Origin of the sequence: uncultured Polaribacter sp. (assembly GCF_947503875.1) — a bacterium.
GTDB lineage: Bacteria > Bacteroidota > Bacteroidia > Flavobacteriales > Flavobacteriaceae > Polaribacter.
Map to the genome: position 1 here is coordinate 329,751 of NZ_CANNFH010000004.1, position 20,105 is coordinate 349,855.

General features: G+C 30.3%; 18 protein-coding genes. 11 read left to right on the plus strand and 7 right to left on the minus strand.

What is annotated here, in order from left to right:
• Nucleotides 1-2 precede the first annotated feature (2 nt).
• Both Q0684_RS08635 and Q0684_RS08640 read left to right on the plus strand, forming a co-directional pair.
• Nucleotides 3-398 carry a (deoxy)nucleoside triphosphate pyrophosphohydrolase gene (locus Q0684_RS08635; RefSeq protein ID WP_299015287.1) on the plus strand — a complete coding sequence of 132 codons (396 nt, stop codon included), beginning with the start codon at nucleotides 3-5 and terminating at the stop codon, nucleotides 396-398.
• Nucleotides 391-3,738, plus strand: a complete 3,348-nt coding sequence (locus tag Q0684_RS08640) for a DUF3427 domain-containing protein (protein ID WP_299015290.1) — start codon at nucleotides 391-393, stop codon at nucleotides 3,736-3,738. The genes Q0684_RS08635 and Q0684_RS08640 overlap by 8 nt, the downstream gene beginning before the upstream one ends.
• Here the strand turns inward: Q0684_RS08640 and Q0684_RS08645 are convergent.
• From Q0684_RS08645 to panC, 5 genes are all read right to left on the minus strand, one after another.
• Complete coding sequence (locus Q0684_RS08645; protein ID WP_299015293.1) at nucleotides 3,735-3,986, minus strand: hypothetical protein; 252 nt, start codon at nucleotides 3,984-3,986, stop codon at nucleotides 3,735-3,737. The genes Q0684_RS08640 and Q0684_RS08645 overlap by 4 nt on opposite strands.
• 24 nt (nucleotides 3,987-4,010) lie before the next feature.
• Nucleotides 4,011-5,372, minus strand: coding sequence for a DNA repair protein RadA (gene radA / locus Q0684_RS08650; RefSeq protein ID WP_299015296.1), 1,362 nt, complete (start codon nucleotides 5,370-5,372; stop codon nucleotides 4,011-4,013).
• Nucleotides 5,373-5,726: 354 nt separating this feature from the next.
• Nucleotides 5,727-6,671 carry a lysylphosphatidylglycerol synthase transmembrane domain-containing protein gene (locus tag Q0684_RS08655; protein ID WP_299015298.1) on the minus strand — a complete coding sequence of 315 codons (945 nt, stop codon included), beginning with the start codon at nucleotides 6,669-6,671 and terminating at the stop codon, nucleotides 5,727-5,729.
• A 2-nt stretch (nucleotides 6,672-6,673) separates the two neighbouring features.
• Nucleotides 6,674-7,024 (minus strand): aspartate 1-decarboxylase, encoded by a 351-nt coding sequence (gene panD, locus Q0684_RS08660; protein ID WP_299015301.1) that lies wholly within the window; start codon nucleotides 7,022-7,024, stop codon nucleotides 6,674-6,676.
• Between the two features lie 131 nt (nucleotides 7,025-7,155).
• Nucleotides 7,156-8,001, minus strand: a complete 846-nt coding sequence (panC, locus tag Q0684_RS08665) for a pantoate--beta-alanine ligase (protein ID WP_299015304.1) — start codon at nucleotides 7,999-8,001, stop codon at nucleotides 7,156-7,158.
• A 98-nt stretch (nucleotides 8,002-8,099) separates the two neighbouring features.
• Between panC and Q0684_RS08670 the strand changes: the two genes are divergently transcribed.
• Genes Q0684_RS08670 through glmS form a run of 3 tightly spaced genes read left to right on the plus strand, consistent with a single transcriptional unit; the run spans nucleotide 8,100 to nucleotide 12,407 of the window.
• Nucleotides 8,100-8,909: a glycogen/starch synthase gene (locus tag Q0684_RS08670; RefSeq protein WP_299015307.1), complete on the plus strand. Its 810-nt coding sequence runs from the start codon at nucleotides 8,100-8,102 to the stop codon at nucleotides 8,907-8,909.
• 10 nt (nucleotides 8,910-8,919) lie between these two features.
• Nucleotides 8,920-10,536, plus strand: a complete 1,617-nt coding sequence (locus Q0684_RS08675; RefSeq protein ID WP_299015309.1) for a DUF4270 family protein — start codon at nucleotides 8,920-8,922, stop codon at nucleotides 10,534-10,536.
• Nucleotides 10,537-10,550: 14 nt separating this feature from the next.
• On the plus strand, nucleotides 10,551-12,407 hold the full coding sequence (glmS, locus tag Q0684_RS08680; RefSeq protein WP_299015312.1) for a glutamine--fructose-6-phosphate transaminase (isomerizing): 1,857 nt from the start codon (nucleotides 10,551-10,553) through the stop codon (nucleotides 12,405-12,407).
• Nucleotides 12,408-12,705: 298 nt separating this feature from the next.
• Here the strand turns inward: glmS and Q0684_RS08685 are convergent, their stop codons facing one another.
• The gene (locus Q0684_RS08685; protein ID WP_299015316.1) at nucleotides 12,706-13,317 is read right to left on the minus strand and encodes an NAD(P)/FAD-dependent oxidoreductase; all 612 of its coding nucleotides are present in this window, start codon (nucleotides 13,315-13,317) and stop codon (nucleotides 12,706-12,708) included.
• Nucleotides 13,317-13,907: a MarC family protein gene (locus Q0684_RS08690; RefSeq protein ID WP_299015320.1), complete on the minus strand. Its 591-nt coding sequence runs from the start codon at nucleotides 13,905-13,907 to the stop codon at nucleotides 13,317-13,319. Before Q0684_RS08690 ends, Q0684_RS08685 begins: the two co-directional genes overlap by 1 nt.
• 80 nt (nucleotides 13,908-13,987) lie before the next feature.
• Here Q0684_RS08690 and Q0684_RS08695 point away from each other — a divergent pair, with 80 nt between their 5' ends.
• The 6 genes from Q0684_RS08695 to cyoE all read left to right on the plus strand — a co-directional run bounded on the left by Q0684_RS08695 (nucleotide 13,988) and on the right by cyoE (nucleotide 20,103).
• The gene (locus Q0684_RS08695) at nucleotides 13,988-14,569 is read left to right on the plus strand and encodes a DUF3109 family protein (protein ID WP_299015325.1); all 582 of its coding nucleotides are present in this window, start codon (nucleotides 13,988-13,990) and stop codon (nucleotides 14,567-14,569) included.
• 139 nt (nucleotides 14,570-14,708) lie between these two features.
• Nucleotides 14,709-15,452, plus strand: a complete 744-nt coding sequence (locus Q0684_RS08700) for an energy transducer TonB (RefSeq protein WP_299015329.1) — start codon at nucleotides 14,709-14,711, stop codon at nucleotides 15,450-15,452.
• 83 nt (nucleotides 15,453-15,535) lie between these two features.
• The gene (gene deoC, locus Q0684_RS08705; protein WP_299015334.1) at nucleotides 15,536-16,282 is read left to right on the plus strand and encodes a deoxyribose-phosphate aldolase; all 747 of its coding nucleotides are present in this window, start codon (nucleotides 15,536-15,538) and stop codon (nucleotides 16,280-16,282) included.
• A 2-nt stretch (nucleotides 16,283-16,284) separates the two neighbouring features.
• A complete protein-coding gene (locus Q0684_RS08710) occupies nucleotides 16,285-16,857 on the plus strand; it encodes an acyltransferase (RefSeq protein WP_299015338.1) in 573 nt (190 codons plus the stop codon).
• A 1-nt stretch (nucleotide 16,858) separates the two neighbouring features.
• Complete coding sequence (locus tag Q0684_RS08715; protein ID WP_299015342.1) at nucleotides 16,859-18,937, plus strand: gliding motility protein RemB; 2,079 nt, start codon at nucleotides 16,859-16,861, stop codon at nucleotides 18,935-18,937.
• 263 nt (nucleotides 18,938-19,200) lie between these two features.
• A complete protein-coding gene (gene cyoE, locus Q0684_RS08720) occupies nucleotides 19,201-20,103 on the plus strand; it encodes a heme o synthase (protein ID WP_299015347.1) in 903 nt (300 codons plus the stop codon).
• Nucleotides 20,104-20,105 lie beyond the last annotated feature (2 nt).

Below are 20,105 nucleotides of genomic sequence, written 5' to 3' on the forward strand. Positions count from 1 at the left end.
AAATGAAGAGAGTTGAGGTTGTAGCAGGAATAATTACTTATGGTGAATGGATTTTATGCGTGCAAAGAGCTGAAAACAAGTTGCAATATATTTCAAATAAGTTTGAATTTCCTGGAGGTAAAATTGAGATAGGCGAAACAAAAAGAGAAGCTTTAGAAAGAGAATTGATTGAAGAGTTAAACATAACACCAAAAATAAAAGAATTGTATCTTTCTGTTGTGTATAAATATCCTGATTTTGAACTTACAATGCATAGTTTTTTGTGTGATGTAATTACTCAAAATATTACATTAAACGAACACATTTCTTATAAGTGGTTAAAAAGAGAAGAGTTAAATAAATTAGATTGGGCTGCTGCAGATTTACCTATTGTAAAGAAACTGATGAATAATGATTGAAGATTTTAAAGAAAATTTCAGAAAAAGTCTTGATACTGGTTTTGTTGATAAACAAATACCTTCAGAAGTATTATACAGGCCTAAATTATTAATTAATAAAAAAGAGCCAAATGAAAAGGTGCTTTCTACTTTAATTCAAGAATTAAACTATTGTGAAGAGTTTTATATTTCTGTTGCTTTTGTTACTTCTGGTGGTATTGCTGTTTTATTTAATACACTTCTAGAATTAGAAAGACGGAAAGTTAAAGGAAAGGTTTTAGTTTCTCAATATTTAAACTTTACCCAACCAGAAGCGTTAAAGAAAATTTTAAATTTTAAGAATATTGAACTTAAAATAGCGACTAAGAGTAATTCTCATGCAAAAGGTTATATTTTTAAAAAATCAAATTATTATAATGTTATAATTGGAAGTAGTAATTTAACTTCAACAGCTTTAAAATTGAATAAAGAATGGAATTTAAAAATTTCAGGTTTACATTCAAGTGAAATTGCAAATAGTGTGTTGTCAGAATTTGAATCTGATTTTAGTGAAGGAACTATAGTTAACGATGATTATATTTCTGAATATGAAATTATTTACAATAAAGCTAAACTTTCAAAAAAACTAAATGAAGAAATTGGTATTGATAAAAATATTGAGCCAAATCAAATGCAAGCTGAAGCTTTACAAAATTTAGCAATTCTTCGAGAAGAACAAAAATCAAAAGCTTTAATTATTTCAGCGACAGGTACAGGAAAAACGTATCTATCTGCCTTTGACGTAAAAGCTTTTAAACCTAAAAAGTTGTTATTTGTAGTTCATAGATTAAATATTGCAGAGAAAGCTTTACAAACTTTTAAAAAAATATTTAAAAAGGAAACTTTCGGTTTATATTCAGGTAATAAAAGGGATTTAGATGCAGATTTTATATTCTCAACAATTCAAACAATTTCTAGAGAAGACCATTTATCTAAATTTAAGAAAGACCATTTTGATTATATTATAATTGATGAATCGCACAGATCTGGTGCAGATTCATATTTACGTTTGATTGAATATTTTGAGCCCAAGTTTTTATTGGGAATGACTGCAACACCAGAACGTACTGATGGAAATGATATTTTTACTTTATTCGACCATAATATAGCTTATGAAATTCGCTTAAATCGAGCTATGGAAGAAGGCATGCTTTGTGAATTTCATTATTATGGTATTACAGATATAAAAGTAAATAACGAGCTTTTAGAAAATACAAAAGATTTTACTCTTTTGGCAAGTGATGAAAGGGTTTCTAAAATTATTGAAAAAGCAAAATTATATGGCAGTTATAATGGTATAATAAGAGGTTTAGTCTTTTGTTCACGAAATGCAGAGGCAAAACTTTTATCTAAAAAATTTAATGAATTTGGTTACAAAACAATTGCACTTTCAGGAGACAATTCAGAAGAAGAAAGGAAAAAAGCCATCGAACTTTTAGAGTCTGATAATATAAACGAAAAGTTAGATTATATTTTTACAGTTGATATTTTTAATGAAGGGATTGACATACCAAAGATTAATCAAATATTAATGATAAGGCCAACAGAATCTGCAATAATATTTGTGCAGCAACTTGGACGTGGTCTTAGAAAAGTAGAAGGAAAAGACTTTTTAACTATTGTAGATTTTATTGGAAATCATAAAAACAATTATTTAATACCTATTGCTTTATATGGTGACACTTCTTTTAATAAAGATACGTTAAGAAAATTAATTTCAGAAGGAAGTAAGGTAATACCAGGTTCTTCAACAATTAATTTTGATGAAATTTCTAAGGAAAAAATCTTTAAATCAATAGATTCTGCTAATATGAGGCTTTTAAGTGATTTAAAGAAAGACTATAATCTTATGAAATATAGATTAGGTCGTGTACCAATGATGGTAGATTTTCTTAAAAATAAATCACGAGACCCTTTTTTATTTGTTAATTATTCTAAGTCTTATTACAATTTTGTTCTTAAAGCAGATAAGGATTTTAATGCTGTTTTAAGTAAAAAGCAAGTTGAACTTTTAGAGCTTTTTTCAAGGGAAATTAATAATGCAAAAAGAGTTGAAGAAAGTTATATTTTAAAATATTTAGTTCAATATTCTAAATTATCAGTTGATAGTTTTAAAACTGAAATTAACAAGAAATATAATTATAATATATCTGATAAAGTTATTGAATCTTGCATTAACAATTTGAATTTTAGATTTGTAAGAAAGAGTGAAAATATTATAAATAAAGAAAATGATTTTTTAATATTTCACAACGATTTTTTAACACATTTAGAACAAGAGTATTTTCAAAAGTTCTTCACTGATTCTATAGAGTACTCTTTAACAACATTTAATACTAATTATAATAAAGAGTTATTTAAAAATGGTTTATTACTATTTAATAAATATAGTCGAAAAGATGTTTGCAGACTATTAAATTGGGATTTAGACATAAGTGCAACAGTTTATGGATATCGTACAAGAGATAATATAACGCCTTGTTTTGTAACATACCACAAGTCTCACGAAATTGAAGATTCAATTAAGTATAATGACTATTTCATCAATCCTTCAGTTTTTGCATGGGAATCTAGGTCAAACAGAAAACTTGGTAGTGATGAAATTCAAAATGTAATTAAATCTGAAAGGATTTTACTTTTCGTTAAAAAAGAAGACGCTGAAGGAACTGATTTTTATTTTATGGGAGATTGCAGTATCATACCCAATTCAATTGAACAAGCAACAATGGATGATGGAAGAACACCAATTGTTCATTTTAAATTTAAATTAGATAAGCCTGTGAACGAAGATTTGTATAATTATATTACTTCAAATAACAGTTCTGACACAAGAGAAATTGAGGTTGTTAAGGATTTAGTTGAAGAGAAAACTATTGAAAAAACATTTACAATTCCATTCTACGATTTCTATGCAGCAGCAGGGAATTTTAGTGACATGCAATCTGAAAAATCATTTTCTCAATTAGAAGTGCCAGAAAAATATACTTTAAATTCAGATTACTTTGCATGTAAAGTAATTGGAGAATCTATGAATAAAAGAATACCAAATGGTTCTATCTGTATTTTCAAGAAATATTCTGGAGGCTCGCGTTCAGGTAAAATTTTATTAATTGAAAATTTTGACCAACAAGACAGAGATTTTAATTCTGCTTTTACAGTGAAAACTTATGCTAGTCAGAAGAATATTTCTGAAGAAGGATGGGAACATACTGAAATTTTATTAAAACCAAATTCTTTTGATTCTTCTTATCAAGATATTGTTATTGATATAGAAAATGCGAATGAAATGAATATTATTGGTGAGTTTGTAGAGGTAGTTTAGTCTTTAAAAAGAGCTTTTTTTTCTATTGCATCAATTAGATTCGTTTCTTTTTCAAGTTCTGATGACTTTAATTCTTGATAAGTGTCATCAATTTCGTTAACCAAAGAGAATTCATCAAATTCTGCATTATAGAGAATCCTTTTACTACTTCTAACCATACCATTGGCTAAGGAAATATAAAATTCCTCAAAATCACCATTTTTGTTACTCGCTAATTCTTTAAGATGTTCTAAATTTTCAACTCTCATTTTTAGTTTAATTTATTTTTATTCCTAAGCAAACAAAGTAGCAAAAGCCTCTTCAATTTTACCCACTAAAACCAGTTTAATACCATGATTTTTAGAGGTTATTTTATTGTATTTAGAAGCTACAAAACTTTTATAACCTAATTTTTCTGCTTCTAAAATACGTTGGTCTATTTTAGAAACAGGTCTTATTTCGCCTGCTAAACCTACTTCTGCCGCAAAACAAACATTTGGGTTTATAGCAATATCTTGGTTAGAAGATAAAATAGCAGCAACTACAGCTAAATCAATGGCAGGATCGTCTACATTAATACCACCAGTTATGTTTAAAAACACATCTTTTGCGCCCAATTTAAAACCTGCACGTTTTTCTAAAACAGCCAAAAGCATGTTTAAACGCTTTAAATTGTAGCCGGTTGTAGAACGTTGTGGTGTACCATAAACTGCCGTAGAAACCAACGCTTGTATCTCTATCATTAAAGGTCTTATGCCTTCTAAAGTACTGGCAATTGCAGTACCACTTAAATCGGCATCTTTTTTAGAAATTAAAATTTCTGATGGATTGGAGATTTCTCGTAAACCGTTAGACAACATTTCATAAATACCTAATTCTGAGGTAGAACCAAATCGGTTTTTTTGGCTGCGTAAAATTCTGTAGGTGTGGTTTCTATCGCCTTCAAATTGTAACACAACATCTACCATGTGTTCTAAAATTTTTGGTCCTGCAATGTTACCTTCTTTGTTAATATGGCCAATTAATAAAACAGGTGTTGCTGTTTCTTTGGCAAATTTTATAAGTTCTGCACTGGTTTCTCTAATTTGAGAAATGCTACCAGGAGAAGCTTCTATAGCATTGGTATGTAAGGTTTGTATGGAGTCTATTACCAAAACTTCGGGTGCTGTTACTTCTATATTTTTAAAAATTTGTTGGGTGTTGGTTTCCGTTAAAATTAAACAGTTAGAGTTGTTGGCATCTAAACGTTCTGCTCTCATTTTTATTTGAGATTGACTTTCTTCGCCAGAAACATACAACACTTTTTGACTAATATTTAAGGCCACTTGCAACAATAAAGTAGATTTACCAATACCAGGTTCTCCGCCTAAAAGTGTTACAGAACCTTTTACCAAACCACCACCTAAAACAGTATCTAGCTCGTTATTGTTGGTAACTACTCTTTCTTCTGGGTTTAGTTGAATATCCGCAATTTTAAGCGGTTTATTTATGCTTTGTTTTGCGGTTGTGCTTTGTTTCCAAATGCGTTTTTCTTCTTTTTGAATGACTTCTTCTACGATGGTGTTCCATTCTTTACAGGCGCCACATTGCCCAATCCATTTTGCGTGTTGGGTGCCACAATTCTGACAGAAAAAAGTTGTTTTGGTTTTGGCCATGGGTTATGAGTTGTAAAGTTTGAAAGTTTTAATGTTGTAAAGTTACAAAGTTTTGACTTTAGAATTTTATGAAATTTGAATAGAATTGTGCTGTTTTGGTGTTTTGTTATTTTGATTTTAGGTGAAATCTCACAAGATGAGAAAGGTAGTAATTTTAAAGAAAGTAAACATTATGGGATTTTTCACTAGCGTTCGAAATGATATGCGTCCAAAAGTTTTCTGTTAGCCAGCAAGTACTTGCGTTAGTGATTGAAACGGCATCCTTTTTGCTGGGTCCTGAATTTAATTCAGGATCTAGCAAAAAGATATAGTGGAAAGCACGACCACGCTTTTTCGCGTGGTAACGCCCAAATACTATTTATTTTTATTTACTAATGGAAGTAATAAAAAGGCCAAACCTCCAAAAACGATTATCATGACAGTTTGTGCGGTCCACATAATCCAACCAAAAGCGGTGGCAGGTTCTGTGGCAATATTAAATAAAGCTAAAGCACCAGCTACTGCAATAGGGTATAAACCAATACCGCCATTTGTGGCTGCAATGGAAAAGCCGCCGGCTATAAAACCAATTAAAATGCCACCAAAAGGTACGTTTAAACCATTTATTGCTGGTATTGTTGCCCAAAACATGGCTACATACATTACCCAAATAAACACGGTATGAAAAATAAATGCCCACTTATTTTTCATTTTAAATATACTGGTTAAGCCTTCTACCAAACCACTAACAAAGGTTTTAATTTTTAGTAAAAAACCGGTTTTTGCTTTTTTTACAAAGCGAATAAAAACGAAAGCTAATGTTGCTAAAATGGTAAGGCCAATAAAAATTTTAGTTGGGTCGAAGTTTTTGGTTAGCAGTTCCCAAATAAAATCGAATTGTACAAAAAGTGTAATGGCTACAATGCTAAGCATCATTATTAAATCTGCAATTCTTTCTGCTACAATGGTTCCAAACCCTTTTTCGAACGGAATTTTCTCGTAGTTGGTCATTACTGTGGCTCTGGAAATTTCTCCTGCTCTGGGTAAGGCTAAATTTACCAAATACCCTACTAAAACTGCTAAAACACTGTTGGTAAATTTGGGTTTAAAACCTAAAGGTGCCAACATAAACTTCCAACGATAGGCTCTAGATAAATGGCTTAAAATACCAAAGAAAAGTCCAAGAAAAATCCAACTATAATTGGCTTCTTTAAAATAACCAATTAATATTTCTAAAGAGATTTTAGAGAGCGAGTACCAAACTAAAAAACCTCCCAAAACGAGAGGTAATATGGTTTTTAAAATTTTTTTGATGTTCAAAATTAGGTAAGTGTATTGTCTTTTTCGTTAGGAAAAACTAATGATGGTTTAAAGTTTTTTGCTTCTTCAAAATCCATAAATCCGTAAACAATTAGTATTAAAACATCGCCAACGGCCACTCTTCTTGCAGCAGCACCGTTTAAAGTAATTTCTCCACTACCTCTTGGTCCTGGAATTGCGTAGGTTTCTAAACGCTCGCCATTATTGTTGTTTACTATTTGAACGCGTTCGCCTTCTATAATGTTGGCAGCATCCATTAAATCTTGGTCTATGGTAATGCTGCCTATATAATTTAAATCTGCACCTGTAACTTTTACACGGTGGATTTTAGATTTTACTACTTGTACTAACATATTACAAAAATAGGTTTTTTTAGTGAAAAGTTGTTTTAAAAGTTTTTATGCAGACTATTAAAAAAAATGTATTGATTTATTATGAGCTCTCGACTGCGCCCGAACTGAAAATTGATGGTTAAATAAACTAGTTATTTCAAACGAATATTATCTATTAATCTAATTCTACCCGCAAAAACAGCTATAAATGCTCTGTATTTTTTGTTTTTTTCTTTTTTAATGGCAGTTTCTAATGTTTTTTCTTCTGCAATGGTAAAATATTCTAATTCTAATAAAGGATGTTCTTTAAATTTTTTGGTTACCCAAGCTGTAATTTTAGTAGCATTTTCTGTGCCAAATTTCTTTTTGGCTTTTTTTAATATTTTGTAAATAAAAGGAGCAGCGTTTCTGTAGTCTTCTGTAAGTCTCGTGTTTCTAGAGCTCATAGCCAAACCATCTGCTTCTCTAAAAATGGCACAACCTTTAATTTTTACAGGCAAATTATTTTTTTTCACCATTTTTTTGATGATCTGCAATTGCTGAAAATCTTTTTCGCCAAAATACGCTTTGTTGGGTGTTATAATTTCAAATAAAGTTTTTACAATAGTGCCTACGCCATTAAAATGGCCATCTCTAAATTTGCCTTCCATTTGATGCTCTAAACCATCAAAATTAAATTTTTCTGAACTTATATTTGCTGCATAAATTTCTGCTACTGTTGGATGAAACAGTACATCACAAGCTACAGACTTTAACAATTTAATATCGTTTTCTAGCGTTTTTGGGTATTTTTTTAAATCTTCTGCATTATCAAATTGTGTAGGATTCACAAAAATACTAACTACAACAACATCGTTTTTTTGTTTTGCTTTTTTAATAAGAGACAAATGGCCTTGGTGTAAAGCACCCATTGTGGGCACAAAACCAATGGTTTTGTGATTTGTTTTAAGGTTTAAAAGACAGGCTTTTACGTCTTTTTTAAGGTCGAAAATTTTCATAGTTGTAGCATTGCTAAGGTGTGCAAACTTACCATTTTAACACGATATTTACATAAAAATTTGTATTTTCGCAAATCTTACAAAAAGAGTTTGATTTAATGAAGGATAAAAGAATATTATTTGTTTCGTCTGAAGTAGTACCTTACTTGCCAGAAACAGAGTTATCGTCTACTGCATTTAACGCGGCAAAAAATGCACATTCTAAAGGAGTACAAACCCGTATTTTTATGCCACGATATGGTGTAATTAACGAAAGAAGACACCAATTACACGAAGTAATTCGTTTATCTGGGATGAACTTAGTAGTAAATGATATGGATATGCCCTTAATTATTAAAGTGGCGTCTATACCAAAAGAAAGAATGCAAGTTTACTTTATAGATAATGAAGAGTATTTTAAAAGAAAAGCAGTTTTTTCTGATGAAGATGATACCTTGTTTGAAGATAATGATGAACGTGCTATCTTTTTTGCAAAAGGTGTTATAGAAACCGTTAAAAAATTAAACTGGGCACCAGATATTATTCATGTGCATGGTTGGATGGCTTCTTTATTGCCTTTATATTTAAGAGAGTTTTATAATGAAGAGCCGCTTTTTACAGAAAGTAAAATTGTAACTTCCATATACAATAATCCTTTTGAAGGTGAGTTAAATACAGAATTGGCAGAGAAAGTTGAGTTCGATTTTAAAGCGGATAAGAAAATTGCAACAATTAAAACACCTAACCATACAAACATAATTAAAAGTGCCATAGAAAATTCTGACGCTGTAATACACGGTAGTGAAAATATTTCTGAGGAAATTACCTCGTTTATTGACGAGAAAGAAATTCCGGTTTTAGGTTTTCAAGAAGAAAACTTTAAGGAAAGTTATTTAAATTTTTACACGGATTTAGTATCCGAAAAATAATTGTTTTAAGGTGAAAAGTATTTTAAAAAAGAGCATACATTTTAGTGCTTTACTATTGTTGGTTGTAGCAATTATATCTTGCGAAAAAGATTTTACAGATATTAATTCTGGTGTGGTTAGTAATACTGTGTTTTCTACAAAAGATACAGTTTTAGATGTAATAGTAACCAACGCACCTTTAGAAAATATAAGAACAGATGGTTTAAGTTTGTTAACAACACCGTTTTTTGGTTTTCAGGGGCAATATTTATTAGGAGCTTATGTAAACGAAAATTATGAAAGTTTTGAAGCTTCTCTTGTAACACAGGTAAATATTGATACCAGACTTACAAAAACTACTTTTGATAATGTTTCTAATTTAAGAGTACAAACTACTATTGATACTGTTTTTATTAGATTGCCTTATCATGCTACTTTGCAATCTAATACAGATACACCTGTTTTTGAACTAGATTCTGTAGTAGGAAACCAGTCTTTTGATATAAATGTTTTTGAATTGACAACATTTTTAAATACGTTAAATCCTGCAGATCCGTCTAAAACAAACCGTTTTTTTTCTGATACTGAATACCAAATCAATCCAGAGAATTTAACTGCTGAAAATTTTAAAGAGTTTAAACCAACAGCAAAAGATACTTTAATTATAGTAAAACGTAGAAATAGTTTGGGAGTAGTGTATGATATAGATTCTGTGCGTTACCCAATTACTGCAAACTCTAACATAGGTTTACCTATGGCTATAATTCCTTTAAAAAATAGCTTTGCAGAAGAAGTATTCTTAAACAATTACCAAACACCTAATTTTGCTTCGCAAGCAGCTTTTAATGACTACTTTAGAGGTATTGTAATTGAAGCGAAAGAAAGAGACCAACCTACAGGAGAAAGAGGTGGTTCTTTAATTTCGTTTAACTTAAGAAGTTCGGTGGCTGCAGCCGCAAACCCACAAATAGAAGTTTTTTACTCTAATACATATTTTACTCCAAATAATGAAATAGATACTATTATCAAACAAAATCACAGCTTTCAATTGGGTGGAGTTCCTGGTAGTGTTTCTAATAACAGATACGCTATGCAAAACAGAGTTTACCCAGATAATAATGAGGTAATATTGCAAGGTGCAGCTGGTTCTGAGGCTTCCGTACAAATATTAAACAACGAGCAAATAAATCTTTTAAAATCTAAAAATTGGTTAGTTAATGATGCTGCTTTAACGTTTTATATAAATCAAGAATCAGATGTTACAAATGCGCCTTTTAGACTTTATTTATATAAGAACGGTGTTAATAATGCTGGGCAAAATATTCAAAGTCAAATAAAAGATGTTATATCCGAAGGCCCATTTATTTTTGGCGGTGGTGTGCAGTTGGATAATGAGAATAGAAAAGATAGTTATACATTTAAAATTACAGATTACCTATCTGATTTTTTAAGTGGAGAAGAGGTTTATAACCCTTCTTTGAGGTTAAAGGTTTTTAACACGTCTGATGTTCCACTTTCCCCTGGAGACACATTATTTACAAGATATAATTGGAACCCAAAAGCAGTTTCTATTTTAAATGGAGACAACGCTTTAAATGGAGCTAGAAGGGCGCAATTAAAGATTTTTTACACCGAAAAAGAAAATTAATCAACCAAAAAACTATGTGTGGAATTACAGGATATATAGGTTTTAGAGACGCTTACCCAATTGTTATAAATGGTTTAAAAAGGCTAGAGTATAGAGGTTACGATAGTGCTGGAATAATGACGTATAATGAAGGTAAAATACAATTATCTAAAACAAAAGGCAAAGTCTCTGATTTAGAGTTGATTACAAATAAAGAAGAAGAAAGAAAAAAAGGAACTATTGGAATGGGACACACACGTTGGGCAACACATGGTGTGCCAAATGATGTGAATTCTCATCCTCACTTTTCGCAATCGGGAGATTTAGTTATTGTACACAATGGAATTATAGAAAATTATGATACGCTTAGAAAAGAGCTAATTAAAAGAGGTTATAATTTTAAAAGTGATACAGATACAGAGGTACTTATTAATCTTATAGAAGAAGTTAAAAAGAAAGAAAACTGCAAATTAGGACAAGCAGTGCAGCTCGCTTTAAATAATGTTATTGGTGCATATGCCATTGCTGTTTTTGATAAAACAAAACCAAATGAAATTGTAGTGGCACGTTTAGGAAGTCCAATTGCAATTGGTGTTGGTAAAGAGAATACAGAGTTTTTTATTGCTTCAGACGCTTCACCATTTATAGAATATACTAAAAATGCTATTTATTTAGAAGATGAAGAAATGGCAATTATTAAATTGGGCAAGCCAATTAAAGTAAGAAGAATAAAAGATGATGCTTTAGTAGTTGCAAACATTCAAGAGTTACAAATGAGCTTAGACCAAATTGAAAAAGGTGGTTATGATCATTTTATGCTAAAAGAAATACACGAGCAACCAAAAGCTATTAAAGATACTTATAGAGGTAGAATGCTTGCAGATGAAGGCATTATTAAGATGTCTGGTATAGATGACAACATGAATAAATTCTTAAATGCAGAAAGAATTATAATTGTTGCTTGTGGTACATCTTGGCACGCTGGTTTGGTAGGTGAGTATTTACTAGAAGATATGGCTAGAATTCCTGTAGAAGTGGAATATGCCTCAGAATTTAGATATAGAAACCCTATTATAACACCTAAAGATGTAGTAATTGCAATTTCACAATCTGGTGAAACTGCAGATACACTTGCAGCTATAAAATTAGCAAAATCTAAAGGAGCTTTTGTATTTGGAATTTGTAATGTTGTAGGTTCTTCTATTGCAAGAGAAACACATGCTGGTGCTTATACTCATGCAGGTCCAGAAATTGGTGTGGCATCTACTAAGGCTTTTACTACGCAAATAACTGTTTTAACACTAATTTCTTTAAAATTAGCTTCTAAAATGGGTACATTGTCTAAAACTGCTTTAAGAATGTATTTGCAAAAAATGCAAACCATACCTAATGATATAGAAAATCTTTTAAAGATTGATGAAAAGGTTAAAGAAATTGCCAACGTTTACAAAAATGCCAAAAATTGCTTGTATTTAGGAAGAGGTTTTAATTTTCCTGTAGCATTAGAAGGTGCTTTAAAGTTAAAAGAGATCTCATATATACATGCAGAAGGTTACCCTGCTGCAGAAATGAAACATGGCCCAATTGCATTAATTGACGAAAATATGCCAATTTTTGTAATAGCTACCAATAAAGGGCATTATGAAAAGGTAGTTAGTAATATACAAGAAATAAAATCTAGATCAGGTAAAATTATTGCCATAGTTACAGAAGGAGATACACAGGTTAAAGAAATTGCAGATCACGTAATAGAAATTCCAGAAACGGAAGAAGCATTAACACCTTTGTTAACTACAATTCCTTTTCAATTACTTTCTTATCATATTGCTGTAATGTTAGATAAAAATGTAGATCAGCCAAGAAATTTAGCAAAATCTGTAACGGTGGAGTAATTTATAATAACAACATATTATGATATAAAAAACCAGCTACATAAAGCTGGTTTTTTTAGTATTAAATTTAAATTTTGTGTTGTAAAAAATTAGTTATTTGTCATTTCGAACGGAACGAAGTGTAGTTGAGAAATCTCGAATTTAATTTGAGATTTATCCATTTAAGTCAAAATGATTTTAGTTTCAAAGATTATAAATAGTGATTGTCTAACAAAGAGAGTTTTTTAAATCGAACTCACGTTAATTAAATTTATATACATTTTTATCACAATATTTTTGATGAAAAAATATTTGAATTTTATATGTCTACTTTATCATGTACTTTGGTAGGTATGTTGTTATTCCATAAAGTTAAAATGTCTGTGGCAACACTTGCGCCAGAGCCAGCTGCAATGGCAAACTGACTTCTTAAGCCGGCAATTGTACCACAACAATACAACCCTTTTTTAACTAAAAGACTTTCATTTTTTAACTGAATTCTATCTTTAGTTGGGTTGGCTCTTTTATGAGGTTCTATATAAGCATCTAAACCTCTTATAGTAAAAGGTTTGGCATAATTTAAAGCAAGCACCACGTTTTTAGAAATGTATTCTTTTTTATTAGTGATAATCTTATAACCATCACTAAAATCGTGTATTTCTATTACTTTCTCTTTCTCTATTTGAATAACTTCAGGATACAAATCAGATAACTGCTTACTACCTTCTAGTAATATGTTTTTACCTAAAGTAGCAGGTTGCAAACCTAATACATTATTAAAAAGCGCATTTTGTAAGTGAGATGCTTTTTGATGCATAATAATACCAACTTTTTTGTCTTTTGAAAATGGTTTTTGCAAACCAGAACCAAGAATTAAAGCACATTGTAAACCAGAAACACCACCACCAATAATAAGAGTATCAAAAACCATTAATTAAATAATATTTTAATGTTAGTAGCAAATAATTTTACAGAAATAGCCAATAGAATTACACCAAATACTTTTCGTATAATTTGTATTCCATTTGGACCTATAATACGCTCTATTTTAGACGAAGTTTTTAAAACGATATACAAGAAAACGATATTTAATATAATGGCCACAATTATATTTTCTATATGAAATTCTGCACGCAGAGATAATAATGTAGTTAAACTACCAGGACCAGCAATTAAAGGAAAAGCAAGCGGAAAAACAGAAGCTGTTATAGCGTTAATATCTCCTTCATCTTTATACAAGGTAATGCCCAAAATCATTTCTAAAGCTATAAAAAACAATATAAAAGAACCTGCAACTGCAAAAGAATTTACATCTATACCGATTAAACTTAGTAAACTTTGTCCTAAAAATAGAAAAAGTATCATAATAAAACCAGCAATTAAAGAGGCTTTACCAGACTGAATATGCCCTGCTTTTTTACGTAAATCTATTATAATTGGTATATTTCCTATAATATCAATTACGGCAAATAAAACCATAAAGGCAGTAAATATTTCTTTGAAATTAAAATGAACACTCATACTTATATTTTTTACAAAATTACTTAACTAAATTAATGATTTCATAAATTATACGACAAAATTTATATTATTTTTGCGTTATGTTTCAATTAGGCAAAACCATAGTATCAGAAGAGATCATAGAAAAAGATTTTGTTTGCAATTTATCTGCATGTAAAGGCGCTTGTTGTATAGATGGCGAAGCTGGCGCTCCTTTAGATAAAGAAGAAACCAAAATTTTGGAAGAAATATACCCAAAAGTAAAACCGTTTTTAAGAAAAGAAGGTATTGCTGTTATAGAAAAAGAGGGTACTTGGGTTACTAGTGATTGGGGAGAATTGGAAACACCACTGATTAATGGAAAAGATTGTGCCTACGTAATTTTTGATGAAAAGAAAACTGCACTTTGTGGCATTGAAGAAGCGTATAATCAAGGTGAAATAGATTGGAAAAAGCCACTTTCTTGCCATTTATATCCCATTAGAGTTAAAGATTATAGTGAGTTTTCTGCAGTAAATTACCATAGTTGGGAAATTTGTGATGATGCCTGTACTTTGGGTAAAGAATTGCAAGTGCCCGTTTATAAGTTTGTAAAACAAGCTTTAATTAGAAAATTTGGTGAAAATTGGTATGCAGAATTAGAAAAAGTTGCAGAAAAGCACTTAGATAAAGGTAATTCTTAAGACAAGCTGTAATTAGCGTTTTATTTCGATCTTATTGTAAAGTAAAAAAAACGAATTCTTGTACACAAAAATTAAAAATAATTTTTGTGGCATAAATTTTGGTTTAACAAGAACTTAACATTTTAAAACTTTACTAATTATGAAAAACCTAAAAAAAGTACCCACCAAACAATTAGAAAAATTCTCTAATATTTTTATGCAATTAGGGCTTGTATTGGTCTTATTTGTTGTTTATGTAACCTTAGAACACAAAACGGAAGATAAAACTGTAGCCATTTTAAAACCTACAGAATATCAGTTTACAGCGCCACAACCCACGCAAGATTTTATTTTTCAAAAAGAAGTTATTAAAGTCCCTAAACTTAAACTAGTTGCAGCCTCAACTTTAATTATTGATGCCCCAATTGAAAAAGCAGAGAACAATAAAGAAGAAACAATTATAGATTTACCAGAAGATAACCCTAAACCTTTAAATTTAGACACAGTTACAACTATAGAAATTCCTGAAGATAATAACCCTATAGAAGATGTACCTTTTATTTCAATAGAAAATGCACCTGTTTTCAAAGGTTGCGAAGGCTTATCTAAAACAGAGAATAAACTTTGTTTTGACAGAAAGATGAAGAGATTTATAAGAAAAAACTTTAATGCAGGTTTAGCTAATGAGTTAGGTTTACAAAGTGGTACATATAAAATTTACACTCAATTTTTAATAGATGCTAAAGGAGACGTTGTAGATATAAAAATTAGAGCACCACATAATACATTAGAAAAAGAAACCAATAGACTAATTAAGAAACTGCCTAAATTTACACCTGGCAAACAAAGAAATAAACCTGTTAGAGTAAGGTACAATTTACCCATTGCTTTTAGTGTAGAGTAAATTTTATAACCCAACTTTTTAGTTGGGTTTTTTACGCAGTTTAATTTAAACTATCATTTTTAATATTTGCTTACTTTTGCAGTATGCAAATTCACCAGTTTTTAGACGCTACATATTTAAAAACAGCAACGCAAGCCAAAATCTCCGAACAAGAAAATACCCAAAAAGTAGTGTATTTGCTAGAAGAAGCTATTGTGCATAATTACAAGTTGGTTATGTTGCGTGTTAATTATATTAAATTGGCAAAACGTTTGTTAGCAGATGCAAAATCTAGTGTTTTAATTGGCACAGTTATAGATTTTCCTGAAGGAAACGCATCCTTAGAAAAAAAAATAGAAGCAGTACAAAAAGCCATTAATTTGGGTGCAGACGAATTGGATTTTGTATTAAATTACAATGCATTTAAAGCAGGAAATAGCAACCTAATAAAAGAAGAGGTTAATAAATGCACACAATTTTGTTTGGCTAACAACAAAGTTGCCAAATTTATTATTGAAGTTGCAGCACTTACAAACAAAGAAATAATTGTAATTTCACAATTAATAAAACAAACTGTAATTGAAAATTTTGGTTTGGAAAACGCAAAAAATGTTTTTGTAAAATCTTCTACAGGTTTTTATAAAACAGAAAATAATAAACCAAATGGTGCCACATTAGAAATTATGAAACTAATTTCTAAAAATGCGAAACCACTAAAAATAAAAGCAGCAGATGGTGTTAAAGATTTTGAAACCGCTGTAAAAATGATAAGTTTAGGTGTAGATAGAATTGGTACATCGTCTGCTAAAGCAATTATAAATAAAGAACAGAATACAAAAAAAGGCTACTAATTTTGAAAGATTTTTTTGCACACGAAACTGCAGTAATAGATGCAGATTGTTTAATTGGTAAAAACACTAAAATATGGCATTTTAGTCATATTATGTCTCATAGTGTAATTGGCGAAAATTGCAATATTGGGCAAAATGTAGTAGTTTCTCCCAAAGTAGTTCTGGGTAAAAATGTAAAGGTGCAAAATAATGTTTCTATATATACTGGCGTTATTTGTAAAGACGATGTTTTTTTAGGACCTTCTATGGTTTTTACGAATGTTATTAACCCAAGAAGTGCTATAAAAAGACAAGATCAATATTTAGAAACAATTGTAGAAAAAGGAGCAAGTATTGGTGCAAATGCAACCATAGTGTGTGGTAACAATATTGGTAAATATGCTTTTATTGGTGCAGGTGCAGTGGTTACCAAAACAGTTTTACCTTATGCTTTAGTAGTTGGCAATCCTTCTAAACAAATTGGTTGGGTTAGTGAGTATGGGCACAGATTAGCGTTTAATGCAGAAGGTTTTGCTACGTGCAAAGAAAGCGGCCAAAAATATCAATTAATAAACAAAAATGTTATTCAATTATAGAATGAAAAAAGTATTCATCATTTTAGCAATACTATTTACTGTTTTAGGTTTTTCACAGTCAGAAATATATCCTTTATATGAAGACTGTAAATTAGAACAAACCAACACTATTCAAGATTGTTTTTTCAATACTACAAAAAAACATTTTTATAAGGCTTTTAAAACGCCAGCAATAGTAAAACAAGAAAATTACACAGGCGTTGCAAACGCTTTATTTATAGTAACTAAAGATGGTGAGTTTAAAGTTATTTATGTAAACACACCTCATACAGAAGTAAAAAATGCTGTAGAAATTGCATTTACCAATTTTCCTAAAATTACCCCAGCAAAATACAACAATAGAAATATAGAAATGCAGTTTGAGTTGCCAATTCAGTTTCCTTTAAATGCTGATGAAGCACTGGAATTAGAAAATTCAACGCAAGTAGCTTCCAAAGGAAATAAAAAACAAAATTTGTTTGAAGTAGTTGCACAAAATAAAATTGCAGATTCTACTTTTTTAGAACATGATAGTCAGCTTAACATACCGTTTACGCACCAAAGATATGTAGATTATGAGTTTGCTTTGCACCAAGCAAAAGGCACACATACAGCTTCTAAGCCTTATGTTTATAGTGATCTTAAACCATATTTTGATTTAAGCGAACAAAAAAAACAGTTTCTTAAACCAGAAAAAGAGACGTGGTTAGGTAAAAAATTATGGAATGAACATTTGCTACAAGTTAAAAAGAAAGATTTTTGGTTTACACTAGATTTTCTGGTAGATGTACAAGCAGGTAAAGACAATTCTAATGTGGCATATACCTATAACAATACTAGAATTTTAACGGCTAATGGTGGTTTAGGCAATAAATTTTCATACTCTGCAACAGTCTACGAAAGTCAAGGTAGATTTGCAGAATATGTAAACAGTTTTATTTCCAATCGTTCTCCATTAACAAGGCCAAAAAATTCTGAAGGTTTAGTACCTGGTAGAGGTAAAGCTAAAGGTTTTAAAGAAGATAGTTTCGATTATCCTGTGGCAGAAGGTTATTTGGCATTTCAGCCCAATAAGTTTATGCAGTTTCAGTTTGGTAATGGTAGAAATTTTATTGGAGATGGCTATAGAAGCTTTATTTTATCAGACGTATCTGCACCAACCACCTATTTAAAAATGAAGGTTGATTTTTGGAAGTTTCAATACACCAATGTTTGGATGTGGAATACAGAACCATCTTTAGCATCTGCCTCTAACCCTAACGAACATGCCAGAAAATACATAGCAGCGCATTATTTAAGCTTAAATGTTACCGATAAATTAAATATTGGTTTTTTTGAAACAGCAGTCTCTTTTGGGGAAAATGGTTTTGATGCTGGTTTTTTTAATCCTGTTATTTTTTACAGAGCTTTAGAATTTAATAGAGGAGAAGATTCTGGTAACGCAATTATTGGTTTAACAGGTAAATACAAGTTAAATAATAACATTTCATTATACTCACAATTAGTGGTAGATGAATTTTCTGTAGGAAATTTAGGAAATTTAGAAGATTGGAGAAACAAATTTGCCGTGCAATTAGGCGCAAAATATTTTAATGCTTTTAATATTGATGATTTGTTTTTACAAGTAGAGTATAATTATGCAAGACCTTATACTTTTGCACACAGATCTCCTATTTTAAATTATGGAAATTACAGCCAGTCAATGGCGCATTTATGGGGTGCAAATTTTTATGAAGCAGTAGCAATTGCCCGTTATAAAAAAGACAGATGGTCTTTTAATGCAAAACTTAATTTAGGTAAAAAAGGTTTCGATTTTGAAGATGAGGCCATAAGTTTTGGTGGTAATATATACCAATCTTATGATGATAGATTTGGAGATACAGGGAATAAAATTGGCCAAGGAAATACTGCAAACATTTTTATTGCAGATTTTAATGCGAATTATCTCTTAAATCCAACTAATAATTTAAGTTTATTTTCGGGTTTAACTTATCGTAAATTTTCTATAGATACGCCCACAAGTGCATTGCCTGGTGGGAATACAATATGGTTTTCTGCAGGGATTAGGGCAGATTTGTTTAATTGGTATTTAGATTTTTAATTTTTTTTGTTAAAAATTAAAAAGATATATATTTAATGCATATCTTTGCAAAGTAGCAGTTTTATACTGTTACACTTTTTCTTTTTCATAGCAATTTTCCCACTCAAATTTTGAGTGGGTTTTTTTATGCCTTAAAAATTGCAATAATCTTTAAATTTGTAACTTACATTAATTAAAAATTAACTTTTTTTAACCATTTATAGTTTCAAAATGTATGGTTAATTCATAATTAGCAAGTATCTTTGCAAGCCAATTGTGTTATTATGAATACAACCGTTATTTCAGATAATAAAGTAACTATGCAAACTATGTTTACAGACTTTAAACAGCTTACTAAAGTTGGTTTGTCTTTAAGTGTTGTTTTTTCTTCAGTGGCAGGTTATTTAATTGCTGTAGAAACAGTTAACTACTTTATTCTTTCTTTATTAGCTATTGGTGGTTTTTTTATGGTAGGTGCATCTAATGCATTTAATCAAATTATAGAAAAAGATGTAGATGGCTTAATGAAGCGAACACAAAATAGACCTTTGCCAACTGGCAGAATGTCTGTAAATACAGCGCTTTTTATTGCAGTATTGTTTACCATATTGGGTATTGCAATTTTATATAGCATCAATCCTAAATCTGCATTATTTGGTGCAATTTCAATATTTATTTATACAAGTGTATATACACCTTTAAAAGCAGTAACACCTTTAACCGTTTTTGTTGGAGCAATACCAGGAGCAATACCTTTTATGTTGGGCTGGGTTGCAGCTACTAATAATTTTGGCATAGAAGCAGGTTTTTTGTTTATGATTCAGTTTTTCTGGCAATTTCCACATTTCTGGGCCATTGGTTGGTTGCAATTTGAAGAGTATAAAAAAGTAGGCTACAATATGCTACCAATGGGGAAAAAGGATAAAGGAGCTGTAAAGCAAATTATTTTTTACACAGTTATAATGATTTTGGTTTCTATAGCACCAGTATTAAGAGTTTCAGGAGAATTTTACATATACCCAGTAACCGCAATTTTAGTTGCGTTATTAGGCGTATTAATGTTGTTTTATGGCGTTAAATTGTATAAAAGTGAACAAAATATAGATGCAAGAAAACTAATGCTATCTAGTATTTTGTACATTACTATTGTGCCAATTTTATATGTAGTTGATAAATTTTTACATTAAGA